General features: G+C 59.6%; 11 protein-coding genes. 1 reads left to right on the top strand and 10 read right to left on the bottom strand.

The genetic code is table 11. The features are described 5' to 3' along the window. Positions 1-2: 2 nt before the first annotated feature. The 9 genes from urtB to RAZWK3B_RS16195 form a co-directional block, all read right to left on the bottom strand. Positions 3-1,976, bottom strand: a complete 1,974-nt coding sequence (urtB, locus tag RAZWK3B_RS16235; RefSeq protein WP_007817043.1) for an urea ABC transporter permease subunit UrtB — start codon at positions 1,974-1,976, stop codon at positions 3-5. A gap of 76 nt (positions 1,977-2,052) precedes the next feature. Further along, positions 2,053-3,336: an urea ABC transporter substrate-binding protein gene (gene urtA / locus RAZWK3B_RS16230; protein WP_007817041.1), complete on the bottom strand. Its 1,284-nt coding sequence runs from the start codon at positions 3,334-3,336 to the stop codon at positions 2,053-2,055. Positions 3,337-4,235: 899 nt separating this feature from the next. Next, positions 4,236-5,858 carry a dihydroxyacetone kinase subunit DhaK gene (locus RAZWK3B_RS16225; RefSeq protein WP_007817040.1) on the bottom strand — a complete coding sequence of 541 codons (1,623 nt, stop codon included), beginning with the start codon at positions 5,856-5,858 and terminating at the stop codon, positions 4,236-4,238. Between the two features lie 11 nt (positions 5,859-5,869). Beyond that, positions 5,870-6,865: an ABC transporter ATP-binding protein gene (locus tag RAZWK3B_RS16220; protein WP_007817038.1), complete on the bottom strand. Its 996-nt coding sequence runs from the start codon at positions 6,863-6,865 to the stop codon at positions 5,870-5,872. After that, positions 6,858-7,955, bottom strand: coding sequence for an ABC transporter ATP-binding protein (locus tag RAZWK3B_RS16215; protein ID WP_007817036.1), 1,098 nt, complete (start codon positions 7,953-7,955; stop codon positions 6,858-6,860). Before RAZWK3B_RS16215 ends, RAZWK3B_RS16220 begins: the two co-directional genes overlap by 8 nt. A 3-nt stretch (positions 7,956-7,958) precedes the next feature. Further along, a complete protein-coding gene (locus RAZWK3B_RS16210; protein ID WP_037296095.1) occupies positions 7,959-8,147 on the bottom strand; it encodes a hypothetical protein in 189 nt (62 codons plus the stop codon). Continuing rightward, positions 8,144-9,082 carry a carbohydrate ABC transporter permease gene (locus tag RAZWK3B_RS16205; protein WP_007817032.1) on the bottom strand — a complete coding sequence of 313 codons (939 nt, stop codon included), beginning with the start codon at positions 9,080-9,082 and terminating at the stop codon, positions 8,144-8,146. The genes RAZWK3B_RS16210 and RAZWK3B_RS16205 overlap by 4 nt, the downstream gene beginning before the upstream one ends. Then, complete coding sequence (locus RAZWK3B_RS16200; protein ID WP_007817030.1) at positions 9,079-10,026, bottom strand: carbohydrate ABC transporter permease; 948 nt, start codon at positions 10,024-10,026, stop codon at positions 9,079-9,081. The genes RAZWK3B_RS16205 and RAZWK3B_RS16200 overlap by 4 nt, the downstream gene beginning before the upstream one ends. Positions 10,027-10,148: 122 nt before the next feature. Next, positions 10,149-11,471: an ABC transporter substrate-binding protein gene (locus RAZWK3B_RS16195; RefSeq protein ID WP_007817028.1), complete on the bottom strand. Its 1,323-nt coding sequence runs from the start codon at positions 11,469-11,471 to the stop codon at positions 10,149-10,151. A gap of 185 nt (positions 11,472-11,656) precedes the next feature. Between RAZWK3B_RS16195 and RAZWK3B_RS16190 the strand changes: the two genes are divergently transcribed. Further along, positions 11,657-12,679 (top strand): LacI family DNA-binding transcriptional regulator, encoded by a 1,023-nt coding sequence (locus tag RAZWK3B_RS16190; protein ID WP_007817027.1) that lies wholly within the window; start codon positions 11,657-11,659, stop codon positions 12,677-12,679. A 106-nt stretch (positions 12,680-12,785) separates the two neighbouring features. Here the strand turns inward: RAZWK3B_RS16190 and RAZWK3B_RS16185 are convergent, their stop codons facing one another. Further along, positions 12,786-13,625: a delta-class carbonic anhydrase gene (locus RAZWK3B_RS16185; RefSeq protein ID WP_007817025.1), complete on the bottom strand. Its 840-nt coding sequence runs from the start codon at positions 13,623-13,625 to the stop codon at positions 12,786-12,788. Positions 13,626-13,730: the final 105 nt, after the last annotated feature.

The following is a 13,730-nucleotide window of genomic DNA, read 5'->3' as shown; positions in this document are numbered from 1 at the left end:
GATCAATCCCCCGCAGCGCGACCCTTAAGGGCGACAATGCCCTTGGGCCGAACCTGAATGAATAGGATGACGAACAGAACCATATAGGTCTGTGCCGCCAGCGTGTTGGAGGGATTGAGCCATTCGATCCCCTTTTGCAGAAAGCCGATCATCGACGCCCCGGCCAAGGTGCCCCAGACATTGCCCACCCCGCCCACAACCACGGTCATGAAGCTTTGCACGATATAATTAGCGCCCATTTCCGAGGTCACCTGCGCATAAAGCCCGATCGCAACACCCGCGATCCCGGCAATCCCCGAGCCCAGACCGAAGGTCAGCATGTTGATCCGGTCCGGGTTGATCCCCATTGACGCGGCCATACCCGGGTTCTGCGTGACCGCCCGCACCTCGAGCCCGAGACGCGTGCGTTTGAGGACATAAAGCAGCAGCGCCAGAAAGATCAGCGCCAGAACGAAAATCGCGACACGAATGGTTGAGATGCCGACGATATCGTTCAAGGTGATTGCCCCACCCAGCCAGTCGGGTGCAGTCAGAGGACGAGCCTGCGTCCCGAAGATGTTCTTGGCCAGTTGCTGCAATGCGATGGATATACCGAACGTGGCCAGCAAGGTTTCCAGCGGGCGTGTGTAAAGATGCCGGATCACCAGACGCTCCATTGTCACGCCCGCGCCAAACGTCACGGCAAAGGCCAGCGGCAGCGCGACCAATAGGCTGAGTGTGTAATCGGGGATGAACAACTGCACGACATAGCCGGTATAGGCGCCCATCATGATGAACTCGCCATGCGCCATGTTGATGACGCCCATCACCCCAAAGGTAATGGCCAGCCCGATCGCCGCCAGAAAGAAGATCGACGCCAGCGACACTCCATCAAGAATAAGGTCCAGCGTCTGGTAGACAGCCAGCATGCGCGAGGTCGCAGTCAGCGCTGCCTCTGCGGCGTTGGTGATATCAGGGTCCGGCTCAAGGTATTCCTCGTAGAATACATACGCCGCAACGGCGCGCGCCACCTCTTCGTCTGAAGCTCTTGGCGGAACCGTGCCAGCGGCTTCAAGAGCCTCATATGCGATTGCGCGAGTTTCGACCGTGTTCAGACGATGCAACGGCACACCGCCAACCCTGCCGTCCAGGATGTGCTCGGCAAGCACATCGCGCAATTCCGCCGCAGTCTGTCGCGGCGGGGCAAGGTCCTTATCGACCAGCCTGTCATATGCTTCAGCCCGGGTCATGTCTTGGCCGGCCTCAAGAACTCGGGCGATATTAGCGCCGTCAGGCACGGTTTCGGCCAAAGCGTCCCGGCGTGCGGTCAATTGGTTCAGAACGCTGCGCGCCTCGATACTGGTATCCCCGGACAAGGCTTCGATGGCGGCCAGGCGATCCGCCTTGTCCGCTCCGAATTGCGCGGTCAAAAGGGCCAAAAGCCTTTGTTTTCGAGTTTTCAGATCGGCATCTTGTTCGCCGTCGATACTGGCAGCCAGAGGCTCGATCTGGCTGGCGTCAGCGCTTCTTGCGATAGATTCCAGCGCCGCTGCCCGACGGGCGGGGTCAGAGGCATTCAACTCGAACGGCACCAACGCCGCCGCCACTTCTCGTTGCACGCCCGCGTTCGGCTTGATCTGATCCACCTCACGACTGCCGACCTGGCCCACGGACTCTCCCGTGTCGATGTCGACAAGAGTGAGCCCGTCACCCGCATCCTCGGCATAGAAGAACAGACCGTCACCGGGGCGTTTATACACCTCACGCGCCTCCCATTTCCGCAGGAAGTCAGAGATGGCGGGATGATCGGACGCCAGAAGGGCCGCGATCACCGGTCCGATGGTCCGGCGCGAGGGCTTGGACAGTTCGGCCTTGTAGGGCTGCAGGACCGATTGCAGTGTTTCTTGCGCGGCGACATCGCCGGGGCGCCACGCAACAATGCAGACGAACAGCATCGCTGTCGCAATGACGCGGGCAAAAAGGGCGGTGAAACGCATGATCCGTCCGGTCCTGATCGGGGAAATGGAATGGATGGGCCGCGCGGGATACGACACCCCGCGCGGCGCCGTTACCTTAGTAGTTCGAGGTCATCTGAACGCAGGTGCTGGTTTCGACATTGTACATGCCGCAGCCGAGTTCCTTCCAATCGCTTTTCAGAACGGCACTATCCGGCAGGTGATCGGTCCACGCATCACCGGGCACTTCTTCTGTCTGGCTGATGATATCGAACTGACCGTCATCGCGGATCTCACCGATCAGCACCGGCTTGGACAAGTGGTGGTTGGCGTTCATAACCGCCATGCCACCTGTCAGGTTGGGGAATTCCTGCCCCCACATCGCTTCGCGAACGGCATCGACGTCGGTGGTGCCTGCGGCCTCAACGGCGTTCACCCACATGTTGAAGCCAATGTAATGGGCCTCCATCGGGTCATTGGTCACACGGGCCGTATCGCCGATATAGTCATGCCATGCGCTGATGAACGCGGCATTTTCTGGCGTATCGGCGGACTGGAAGTAATTCCAGGCCGCAAGGTGACCCACAAGGTTCGACGTATCGAGACCCGACAATTCCTCTTCGCCGACCGAGAAGGCAACCACGGGAATATCCGCTGCGCTGACATTCTGCGCTGCCAATTCCTTGTAGAAGCCCACATTTGCATCACCGTTGATCGTGGAGATCACGCCAACCTGCTTGCCCGATGCGCCAAGAGCCACGACATCCGACACGATCGTCGCCCAATCGGAATGCCCGAAGGGTGTGTAGTTCACGAAGATATCCTCTTCGGCCACACCCTTGGATTTCAGATATGACTCCAGAATATTGTTGGTGGTGCGGGGATACACATAGTCGGTCCCAAGCAGTGCGAAGCTTTCGACGCCAAGCTCTTCAAGGAAATAATCCACGGCCGGGATCGCCTGCTGATTGGGCGCAGCACCGGTGTAGAACACATTCTTCGACGATTCCTCGCCCTCGTACTGAACCGGATAGAACATCAGCCCGTTCAGCTCTTCAAGCACCGGCAGCGCCGACTTGCGGCTGACGCTTGTCCATGAGCCAAAGATCACATCCACTTCGTTCACAGTCAGAAGCTCGCGGGTCTTCTCGGCGAAGAGCGGCCAGTCCGAGGCCGGATCGACCACGACCGCTTCGATCTCGCAGCCCAGCACGCCGCCCTTGGCGTTTTGCTGCTCGACCAGCATCAGAACCGTATCTTTCAACGTGGTTTCCGAGATTGCCATCGTGCCGGACAGCGAATGCAGAACGCCTACTTTTACGGGGCAATCCTGCGCCAAGGCAGGTGCGGAAAATAGTGCGGTGGTTGTGGCCAGACCGGCCAGCAATGTCTTGGTATTCATTATGCTCTGAACTCCCAGTGTCAGGGCTGCGCTTGCGTCGGGGATCGGGTTTCCATTCACCGTACCCCCTGCTAAATTCGCGCGGCAGCATTTCCATGTTGCCACCGTCCAGCGGTTTCTAGTCTGCCCGGACCGGGGCCGCTGGTCGGTGTCCACGTCCAAGATCGGACAAAGCAACCTAAGCGCCATAAATCCGCAGGTGCCACGAGGCGGTCTACGCCGCCTGACGCTCAAAGGGGCGTTTTGATTAATCTATGAGCAAAAATATTCTTGGCGCCGCTTTTGTGTGCGCCGATCCCGCATCCAAAATGCTGCGCTGCGGCATTCAGCCCGGTTCACCAGTAGATGCGTCTCTTCACCCGAGTCGATGACAGGCGCCAAGAACGGCTCTTATAATCCGGGCTTCCTTGCCCGATGAGACCAATGCACCCGCCTCACAATCACCTTTTTCAGCCCACAGGCAAAAACACTGGACGCACAGGTCCGGGAATAGCACCACGCTTGATACTTATAGCTGCGTGCGGCCCTATGCCTATGCCTTTGACTTTCGCACCACCGATCCAACGAATTTCCTGCGGGCAATCGTCCAATGTGTTGACCAAATCGCCCTTTTACAAAGCCTCGACAGGCCTCAGACCACAAGCCGTCTCGCTCAGGGTTCCCGCCGCAAAGCATACGATATTGTCGGTCCTCAAATCACTGAAAGACCTGGAAACAGACCATCCAACGCTGAATGGCAGACGAGTCGCGGCTTGCATAGCGTCATCAACAGGCACCGGCACATCGCGGCCGCACGTCATTAGTCCCCGGCGCGGGCGGGCAGGCGCGTGGTCCGCCTAAGCGTGTCGCGCTGCCCGGCCAAGCCGTTTCGATCCCCGCTCCGGACGGGTTGCGCAGGGTTACGGCGCGAGCTGCTCGAACAACCGCGCGACCGCCTCGGCGCCCGGATCGACATGGCCCTCAAGCTGGGCTGCATTGATATAGGACGCGCGCCCTGCCTTGGCGCGGACGATGGTGGCCGTGTGGTCCGCGCCATGCCGCGCCTCAACCGCGGCCCGGGCAATACCCTCGGCTTCCAATGCATCCAGTGCCGGCTTGAGGGCATCGACCATCGTGCGATCGCCCAACTGCGCGCCACCGATACGCTGCATCCGCGCCAATCCCTCTTTCAGGGCCGCAACCATCGACAAGCCGCTTGACGCGGCATCCCCGGCGGCAGTGAAGAAGATCGCCAGCAGAACACCGGACGAGCCCCCCATGGTCTGCGTCAACTCCTGACCGATCGCGCGGAAAAGCTGTGTGTGATCCGCCAACGGCAAACGGTCCAACGCCCCGATCAGCGCCCGCGCGGCACCGGCAAGGGTGGACCCGGTATCGCCATCGCCGGACTTGGCATCAAGCGCGTTCAGATCGGCTTCCGCCTCTATCAGGATCTGACAGCATTTTGTCAGAAAGGCCGCCGTTTCGCGGTGCTCGGAGGGGATCGGCTGAATCGGGCGAAGCCCATCCGGCAGGTCGAGCACGCGGACCGGCTGGATCGTCTGGCAGCGCGGCCAGGCCGAGGGCGCGCAAGGCGCGGACAACCACGCATGATCCTCGGCACTCAGAGGATAGACCGACACCGAAAACCCGCGCATGTCCAGCGATGTCATAAGCGCCGCTGGCCCGACCATCAGCTTTAGGTTCTTGCCGATAGGCGATTTCACCAATTCATTGGCCAGGATCGCCATTTCCAGCACAGAGGCACCACCAAGATTGTTGAGCAAAACGACATGCGGCTTGTTCTCCATCGTCGCGGCCAGCTTGGCGGTCACCGCTGCGATGGCCTGCTCGGCATTGTGATAGTCGATCTGCTGAACCCCTGCCTCGCCATGGATGCCCAGACCCAGCTCGGCCTTGCCGTCGCCGATGCGATTTTCTTTGGGCGAGCCAGGAACGGTGCAGGTATCGAGCGACATGCCGATGGATTTCGTGTGTTTCACGACATGCTCGGCCACCTTCGACACATCCTCGAGCGAGGCGCCACTTTCGGCCATGGCACCCGCAATCTTGTGCACGAACAGCGTGCCCGCCACACCACGCGGCTGGGGCAGATCGGGCAAAGCGATGTCGTCATCCACGATCACCATGTTTACCTTCAAGCCGAAGGCCCGGGCCCTTTCGGCGGCCAGCCCGAAATTCAGCCGGTCGCCGGTGTAGTTCTTGACGATCAGCAAACACCCTGCAGGCCCGGTAACCGCGAGGATCCCCGCAAGCACCGCATCGACCGAAGGCGAGGCGAAGACATCACCGCACACAGCCGCGGTCAGCATCCCTTCACCCACGAAACCCGCATGTGCCGGCTCATGCCCCGAGCCACCGCCAGACACGAGGGCAACCCGCGACTTGTCCCAGTCGGCGCGCACAACGACACGAATATGCGGATACCCGTCCAGCCGGGCCAACTGCCCGCCCGACGCCTGGATCACACCGTCGATCGCCTCGGTGACGATTGCATCTTTGTTGTTGATGAATTGGGCCATGGTTCCCTCCCTCAGGCCAGACGCGCGCCGGTTGCGTCGAAATAGAATGGATTTCTCGGGCGTATCCTGACGATATCGCCCGGTTTCAGTTCGGTATGCGCGTCGGTGACAGTGATGATGTCATGCGACTTGCAGGTCAGATGCAGACGCGTTTGATCGCCCAGATGCTCGACTCTCTGGACAAGACTTTCCTCCCCCTCGCCCTGCACGATCTGTTCAGGGCGCAGCCCGATGCTGGCCGCCCCCGACGGCGCCCCGCCAAAGATATCCGCCGGAAGGACGTTGATGCGCGGCTGCCCCAGACGGCTGGCCGCATATATGCTGACCGGGTTCTCATAGATCTGGCGGGGCGATCCGAACTGCACCAACCGGCCCTTGTCCAGAACACCCACATGGGTCGCCATCGTCATCGCCTCGATCTGATCGTGCGTCACGTAAAGCAACGTCGCGCCCGAATCCGCCTGAATCGATTTCAGCTCCAGCCGAAGATCAGCGCGCAGCTTGGCATCCAGCGAACTCAGCGGCTCATCCATCAGATAGACCGACGGATTGCGCACGAGCGCACGCCCGATCGACACGCGCTGCATTTCGCCCCCCGACAGCGCCGTCGCCTTGTTGTCCAGCTTGGACGAGATTTGCAGGATCTCGGCGATCTCGGCGACCTTGCGGTCGATATCGGTCTGCGGCGTGCGCAGGATCGGAGATTTCAGAGGGAATTCAAGGTTTTGCCGCACCGTCATATGCGGATAGAGCGAATATTGCTGAAACACCATGGCCACATCACGCTGCGCCGGCGTCAATCCGGCCATATCATGCCCACCGATGGTGATCCGGCCCTGATCGGGTGCATCCAATCCCGATACCATCCGCAACGTGGTCGTCTTGCCCGCTCCTGTCGGACCAAGCAGCACAACGAACGAGCCATCGGGTATGGTCATCGTGACATCGTCAAGAGCCACGTCCTTGCCAAAGCGCTTGGTGATCCCTGTCAGACAGACTTCAGCCATGACCCAGCACCCTCCTGTTTGCCTCTGATGTGAGGGCGCGCCCGTGGTCATTTTCAAACAGCGTGATGGTGCGCTCATCGAACCGCAAGCCGGTTGTCGCCCCGAGCGTCACCCGATCACTGCTTGGAACGCGCACCTTCACCGCTCCATGCGCGGTCTCCAGCGTCACGATCTGCGTTGTGCCAAGATATTCCGTCGCCAGCACCCTGCCGCGATATGCGGCACTGTCATCCAGCCTCACATGCTCCGGCCGCACTCCAAGCGTTAATTTTCCAGCCCTGCCATCGATGCTCCGCGGCATGCCGATCGTGGCATCGCCAAGCCGGACCTCATCTTGTCCTGCGCCGATCATGCCCTCGAACTCCAGAAAATTCATCGGCGGCGATCCGATGAACTGGGCCACGAATCTGGTGGCGGGCCAGTCATAGATATCCTGCGGAACGCCGAACTGCTCCACGACCCCGTGGTTCATCACGACGATCTTGTCGCCCATCTGCATGGCCTCGAGTTGATCATGCGTCACATAGACGGTTGTTGCGTTCATCCGATCATGCAGCGCGCGCAGCTCTTCGGACATGCGCTCGCGAAATTCCGCATCCAGCGCACCAAGCGGTTCGTCCATGAAGAACGCTTTGGGATCGCGCACGATCGCACGGCCAAGGGCCACGCGCTGACGATCCCCGCCCGACAATCCCCCAACCGGCCTGTCCAGAATGTCGGAGATTCCCAAAATCTCGGCCACCTCGGCTACTTTTGCCTTGATCTGGCCCGACGGCATCCCCTGACTTTTGAGCGGATAGCTGATGTTGCCACGCACGTTCATATGCGGGTAAAGCGCGAACATCTGGAAGACAAACGCGATATCACGCTGGCTTGCGGGTTTCTGGCCCACCTCTTCGCCGTCGATATAGATCTGACCCGATGTCGGCAGCTCCAACCCGGCCATCATCCTCAAGGTTGTCGTCTTGCCGCAGCCCGACGGCCCCAGCAGCATGAAGAATTCGCCATCCTCGATCGTGAATGTCGAAGACTGGACAGCGGTGAACGACCCGAATTCCTTGCGCACGTTTTCAATTCTGATCTGTGCCATGGGTTACTCCGGGAAATGGCTGACGATGATGAACATCACCGTGCCGGTCAACGTGATGACAAAGGACCATGTATAAAGCGTGATCCAGATGGGCTGCATCAGCATCACCACGCCGGCCGCGATCAGGACCGATGCCACCATTTCCCAAGGACCACGGCGCAATCTCAGCAATCCTTTTATGAAACCGCTCATTTGCGCACCGCTCCGAATGTGATCCCACGCAGCAGGTGTTTGCGCAGCAGGATGGTGAAGACCATCACCGGCACGAGGAATATCGTCGCTCCGGCGGCGACGGCGGGCCAGTCCTTGCCCGATGTGCCGATGATCGTCGGGATGAAAGGCGGTGCGGTCTGGGCGGTCCCCGACGTGAGCAGCACCGCAAAAGCGTATTCATTCCACGCAAAGATCAGACAAAAGATGGCGGTCGAGGCGATGCCCGTGGCCGCCTGCGGCAGCACGACCTTGTAGAACGCCTGAAACCGGGTGTAGCCGTCGATCAACGCCGCCTCTTCGTATTCGACCGGGATCTCGTCGATAAAGCCCTTGAGCAGCCAGACCGACAGCGACAGGTTGACCGCCGTGTAAAGCAGGATCATGCCCAGATGCGTGTCGTTCAGCCCCAATTGCCGGAACATCAGGAATATGGGGATCGCCACGGCAATCGGCGGCATCATCCGCGTGCTCAGGATGAAGAACATCAGATCATCCTTGAGCGGCACACGAAACCGGCTGAACGCATAGGCCGCCGCCGTCCCGAGCAGCATGCAAAGCGCGGTTGAGCCAAAACCGATGATCACCGAGTTCAGGAACCGTTCGCCATAGCGTGACGGGCCGGTGATGATCGTGCCCTGATCGCGTGCGATCTGGTCATACCATGTCTCCGGGGGGCCGGCTTCCTCCAGCATGTCCTCGGTGGCGCGGGTCCGGTCGGTAAAAAGGTTCACATACCCCTCCAGCGACGGCTCGAACACCACTTTGGGCGGATAGGCGATGGAGTCGGGGCCGCTCTTGAACCCGGTCGCAATGATCCACACGAGCGGCGCAATGGTGATCAGCGCATAGCCCACGACAAGGATGCACGCGATCCACTTGGTCCGCCCGGACGCTTCTGTGACCGAAAAGCTCATCGTTCTTTCACCTTGTTCAGCGCTTTCACATAGATCGAGGCAAGCCCGAACACGGTCACGAAAAGGATCACCGCATAGGCCGATGAGTAGCCCGTGCGCCACTTCTCGAACGCTTCACGCTTGAGGTCGATCGAGGTCAGGGTTGTCGTGTTGCCTGGTCCGCCGCCCGTCAGCTGGACCACCAGATCGAACATCTTGAAATTCTCGATCCCCCGAAACAGGACCGCCAACATCAGGAACGGCAGCACCATCGGCACCGTGATCGTCCAGAACTGCCGCCACTTGCTGGCGCGGTCGCATTCGGCGGCCTCGTATATGCTATCCGGAATCGACCGCAGACCCGCCAGACAGATCAGCATGACAAAGGGTGTCCACATCCAGGTATCGGCGATCACGATGGCCCAGGGCGCAAGATGCACATCCCCGATCATCGAGAAACTGGCCGGGTCAGCGCCGGTGAAGAAAGCGATCACGTAGTTGAACAAGCCGATCTGTGGCTGATAGAGGAACGTCCAGAAATTACCCACAACCGCGGGCGACAGCATCATCGGAAAGACGATGATCGTGGTCCAAAGATCGTTTCCCCGGAATTTCTTGTTGATGAGATACGCCAGCGCAAAGCCGATCAGAACCTGCAGAACGATGGTCCATATCAGAAAATGCGCGGTTGCCTGCATCGTCGCCCAGACATCCGGATCCGTCAGAATACGTTCGTAATTGCGCAAGCCCACCCATTCCACCTCGCGGTTGGGTCGGTTCACGCGGTAATCGGTAAAGCTCAGGCGGATCGTCCAGATCAGCGGAAAGATATTGACGGCCAGCAACAGAAAGATCGTCGGCGCCACGAAGATCCAGGCAATGCTGCGATCCGACAAGCCGCGAATGCGGCGTGCCAGTGGCTCGGGCGTGGCTTGCGCGGCCTTGTCGATGGGTGTGTCTGTCATTGGTCTTGCCCCATGACCCACAGCAGATCTGCGCGTCTTGCTTGATGCGGAAAGATGTCCCGGCCACCCGCTGCGGGCGGCCGGGGAATGTCAGCGCGCCAAGGCGCCGACAGGCATCAGCCTTACAGCTTGCCTTCGTCCTCGAAGACTTCGATCCAGTCGCGCACCAGACCGTCCAGCGCTTCTTGCGCCGTGCCTTCGCCGGCGATCACGTAGTTGTGGATGCGCTCCTGCATGGGCAGCAACAGGTCGGCATAAGCAGGTTCGGCCCAGAAGTCCTTCACGATGGCCATACTGTCGAGGAAGGTCTGCGCATAAGGCTGGCTAGCGGCAAAGCCCGGATCTTCCACCACCGCGCGCAGTGCAGAATATCCACCCAGCTCCCACCAGCGGGCCTGAATCTCGGGTTGCGCGAACCATTTGATATACTCAAGCGCGGCATCCTGCTTTTCGGAATAGGCCACGACCGAGATCCCCTGACCGCCCAGCTGGGCAAACTGGCCCGCCGGACCGGCCGGGTTGGGGAAATAACCAGACTTGCCGCCGCCGACATTGGGATCGGCCTCGACGCCCGGCCAGATGAAGGCAAAGTTCATCTGCAGCGCCACCTGCCCCGATCTATAGGCGTCGATATTCTCGCCCATATACCAGTTGGACGACCCCGGAGGCGTCGCCGTGTCGTAAAGCTCCTTGTAGAATTCGAGGCCCGCAATAGCGCCCTCGGAATTCACGAAACCTTCCAGATCATAGGGCTTTTCGGGGTTCTCGTAGAGGAACCCGTAGTTATAGAGCGCATTGGTCACGCCCATGGTGATCCCTTCGGAACCGCGCTCGGTATAGATCGCCGCGCCATAGACGGTGGTGCCATCGATCTCACGGCCCTGGAAGAACTGGGCGATATCCTTCAACTCTTCCAGAGTGCCCGGAACGCCAAGGTCACGACCGTATTTTTCCTTGAATTCGGCCGCGATCTCGGGGCGCTCGAACCAATCCTTGCGATAGGTCCAGCCCACCACGTCACCAAAGGCCGGCAGCGCATAGTAATTGGGGGTGTTTTTGGGCCATTCCGCATAACCGGTCACGGTCGCGGGAATGAAATCCGCCATGTCGATGTTATTGGCATCGAAAAAGTCGTTCAGCTTGACGTAGTGGCCATTCTCGGCACCACCACCGATCCATTGGCTGTCGCCGATCATCAGGTCACAAAGCTGACCACCCGAATTCAGCTCGTTCAGCATGCGGTCGGCAAACGAGGTCCACGGCACGAACTCGAAATTCATCGTGTGGCCAGACTGCGCCTCGAAATCCTTGGACAGCTCGACAAGCGCATTTGCGGGATCCCAAGCGGCCCAGCAAAGCGTCAGATCTTCGGCGGTCGCGGATGTGGCGGCACCGCCTGCGATCAGCGCAGAAACGGCAGCCGACATCAGATGTTTGGTCTTCATTCGGAAATCCTCCCATTTGGTCCATCACGGCCCTCCTGCCGCGACTCGACTGCCCGAAGTCGTAAATGAGGTGCGCACCTCATTTCAAGGTATTTCTGAGGTACGCACCTCAAATGTGATTGCCCTTGCCAAAAATCTGAGCGATAATCTTGCATAAACCTCTGGAAATAGGGATATTCGCCCCAATGCGCCCGACCACGAAAGATCTTGCAAAAGCGGCTGGCGTCAGCCTCGCCACAGTGGATCGGGTGCTCAATGGGCGTGCGGGCGTTCGGCAAAAGACGGTCGAAGCCGTCAATGACGCGATTGAACGGCTGGGCTTCCAGCGCAATCAGGTCGCCGCCACTCTGGCTCGGCAAAAAGGCTACAGGTTCGCTTTTGCCCTGCCCCGTTCCGGCGATGAATTTCTCGAAGAAATCATAGATCGGATCCGGGAATTCGACACCGCAGGCCGCGCCGAGATGATCGAAGCCAAGGTCATCCGCCTTGACGATCGTGACCCGCACAAGGCCGCGCACGTCCTGTCGCGACTGTCATTGGACGATATCGACGGGATCGCGATCATGGCGCCCGAAACGCCACAAATCCGCGATGCCCTGTTGCGGATGCGCGAACGCGGCATCAGGACCCTGCCTTTCGTTGCCAACCAGCACTCCTACGGCACGGGGGACTTCGTGGGCATCGACAACCGCGCTGCGGGCGCCACGGCCGGCCGGCTTCTCGCGCGTTTTCTGGGACCTGTCCAAGGATCGATCATCGTGCTCACCGAAACGACCCAATCGCGCGACAGTCTGGAGCGCAGGTTGGGTTTCGATGCGGTGATCTATCGCAATTACCCGGATCTGAGAACCCTGCCGACACTCGAAACCCATGGCGATCCCGGCCGCGCGCAGCACGTTCTGCGCAATGCGTTGCAGGCTCGTGACGATGTCGTAGGCCTCTACTTCATGGGCGCCGAGGCCCGCATTCCGATCGAGGTGGCCCGCGCATTGAACGCCACCACAGGCCGTGTTACGATCGCGCACGAGCGCACGCCCTCCACCGAACAGGCCCTTCGCAAAGCCAAGATCGACGCGGTCATTCATCAGGATCCCGGCCATCTTGTCCGCAGCGCGGTGCGCATCCTGCGCGCGCAATGCGAAAACCGTACGACTCTGGCATCACAGGAACGGATCAGGACGGAAATCCTGATCGCTGAAAACCTTTGATTTCGACGTTGGCGCAGCGCTCCCCTGCCCCACAGGCGGATATGACCGGCACGCAAAAAGGGCACGCAGCGCGCGTGCCCTTCCTGTGATCGTCCAAGACCAATGCTTAGTTCGGAATAGGCGCCAGCAAAGCGCGGTTCAGCACCAGATTGCGCACACCATGCGCATGGTCTTCTTCAAAGATGTTGTTGTCATACCAAGCCGCAAGGCTGGCGATGCTCACCTTGATGACCTCGGGGCGCACTGACCAGGTCACCTGAAACGGCGAACCCTGCTCATTATAGCTGGGTCCAGTGGTCGACCCAAGATAGCCGATTGGCGTGCCGGTATCCGTCGGAATATTCGGCGCCTGCCAGTAACCGTTCACTTGTGAAACGGCGGCAAGCTCGGCGAAGTCCAGCGCGGCATCGTCATTGACCAGCACCATCACCTGGGTTTCGACGCGCAGTTGCGGGTTGCCGGTTTCATCATCCAGGCAGGCGCCAAGCGTCGGGCCCGGCTCGATTTGAGCGGTGGTATGCACATAATGCACTTCGATCGTGTCACCCGACTCAAGAAGGCCCTTTTCACCTTTGCCAATCGGCGTATCGAGCGGGCGAAGCTCCGCCTCGGTCAGTTCTCCATCATAGCCAAATCCGGTGCCAAAGCCTTCGCCATCGCCATTGCCCAGAAATGTAGTGAACTCGCCGCCAGCATGTTCGGCGCCTTCATGAAAATGGATGTTGCACAGGTTCATCTGTGTATGAGCAGGTGCCTTCGAAAAAACCCTCAGGTTTTCACCCTCAAGCGTGCGCAGGTCGCGCGGGGCTTGCGGCCCAAAGCCAACATTCGCCGTGGTTTCTGCCAACGCAGCACGTTGTGCCGCAATCACGTCGTCAGGGACTTCGTCAGTGCCATTCGCAATCGCGGTCGACGCCAGCAGTGCGAAAACTGACGTTTGGATCAAAGTAGGACCTAGTCTCACAGTTAAACTCCACTTCACTCGTTACATAAGAGGTGCAGAGATACGCCGTCGAAAATGGTTAACAATAGTTAACGAAATATTTTTGCC

The organism is Roseobacter sp. AzwK-3b (assembly GCF_000170875.1).
In the GTDB taxonomy this organism is placed as follows: Bacteria; Pseudomonadota; Alphaproteobacteria; order Rhodobacterales; family Rhodobacteraceae; genus Roseovarius; species Roseovarius litoreus.
The sequence above is the reverse complement of the archived record's forward strand: the minus strand, read 5'-3'. Positions and strand labels throughout refer to the sequence as shown.

Excerpts from the sequence above, each read along its gene's own strand:
- RAZWK3B_RS16215 (WP_007817036.1), bottom strand. The coding sequence starts at position 7,955 with ATGGCACAGATCAGAATTGAAAACGTGCGCAAGGAATTCGGGTCGTTC.
- RAZWK3B_RS16225 (WP_007817040.1), bottom strand. The coding sequence starts at position 5,858 with ATGGCCCAATTCATCAACAACAAAGATGCAATCGTCACCGAGGCGATC.
- urtA (WP_007817041.1), bottom strand. The coding sequence starts at position 3,336 with ATGAATACCAAGACATTGCTGGCCGGTCTGGCCACAACCACCGCACTA.
- RAZWK3B_RS16220 (WP_007817038.1), bottom strand. The coding sequence starts at position 6,865 with ATGGCTGAAGTCTGTCTGACAGGGATCACCAAGCGCTTTGGCAAGGAC.
- urtB (WP_007817043.1), bottom strand. The coding sequence starts at position 1,976 with ATGCGTTTCACCGCCCTTTTTGCCCGCGTCATTGCGACAGCGATGCTG.
- RAZWK3B_RS16190 (WP_007817027.1), top strand. The coding sequence starts at position 11,657 with ATGCGCCCGACCACGAAAGATCTTGCAAAAGCGGCTGGCGTCAGCCTC.
- RAZWK3B_RS16210 (WP_037296095.1), bottom strand. The coding sequence starts at position 8,147 with ATGAGCGGTTTCATAAAAGGATTGCTGAGATTGCGCCGTGGTCCTTGG.
- RAZWK3B_RS16200 (WP_007817030.1), bottom strand. The coding sequence starts at position 10,026 with ATGACAGACACACCCATCGACAAGGCCGCGCAAGCCACGCCCGAGCCA.
- RAZWK3B_RS16205 (WP_007817032.1), bottom strand. The coding sequence starts at position 9,082 with ATGAGCTTTTCGGTCACAGAAGCGTCCGGGCGGACCAAGTGGATCGCG.
- RAZWK3B_RS16195 (WP_007817028.1), bottom strand. The coding sequence starts at position 11,471 with ATGAAGACCAAACATCTGATGTCGGCTGCCGTTTCTGCGCTGATCGCA.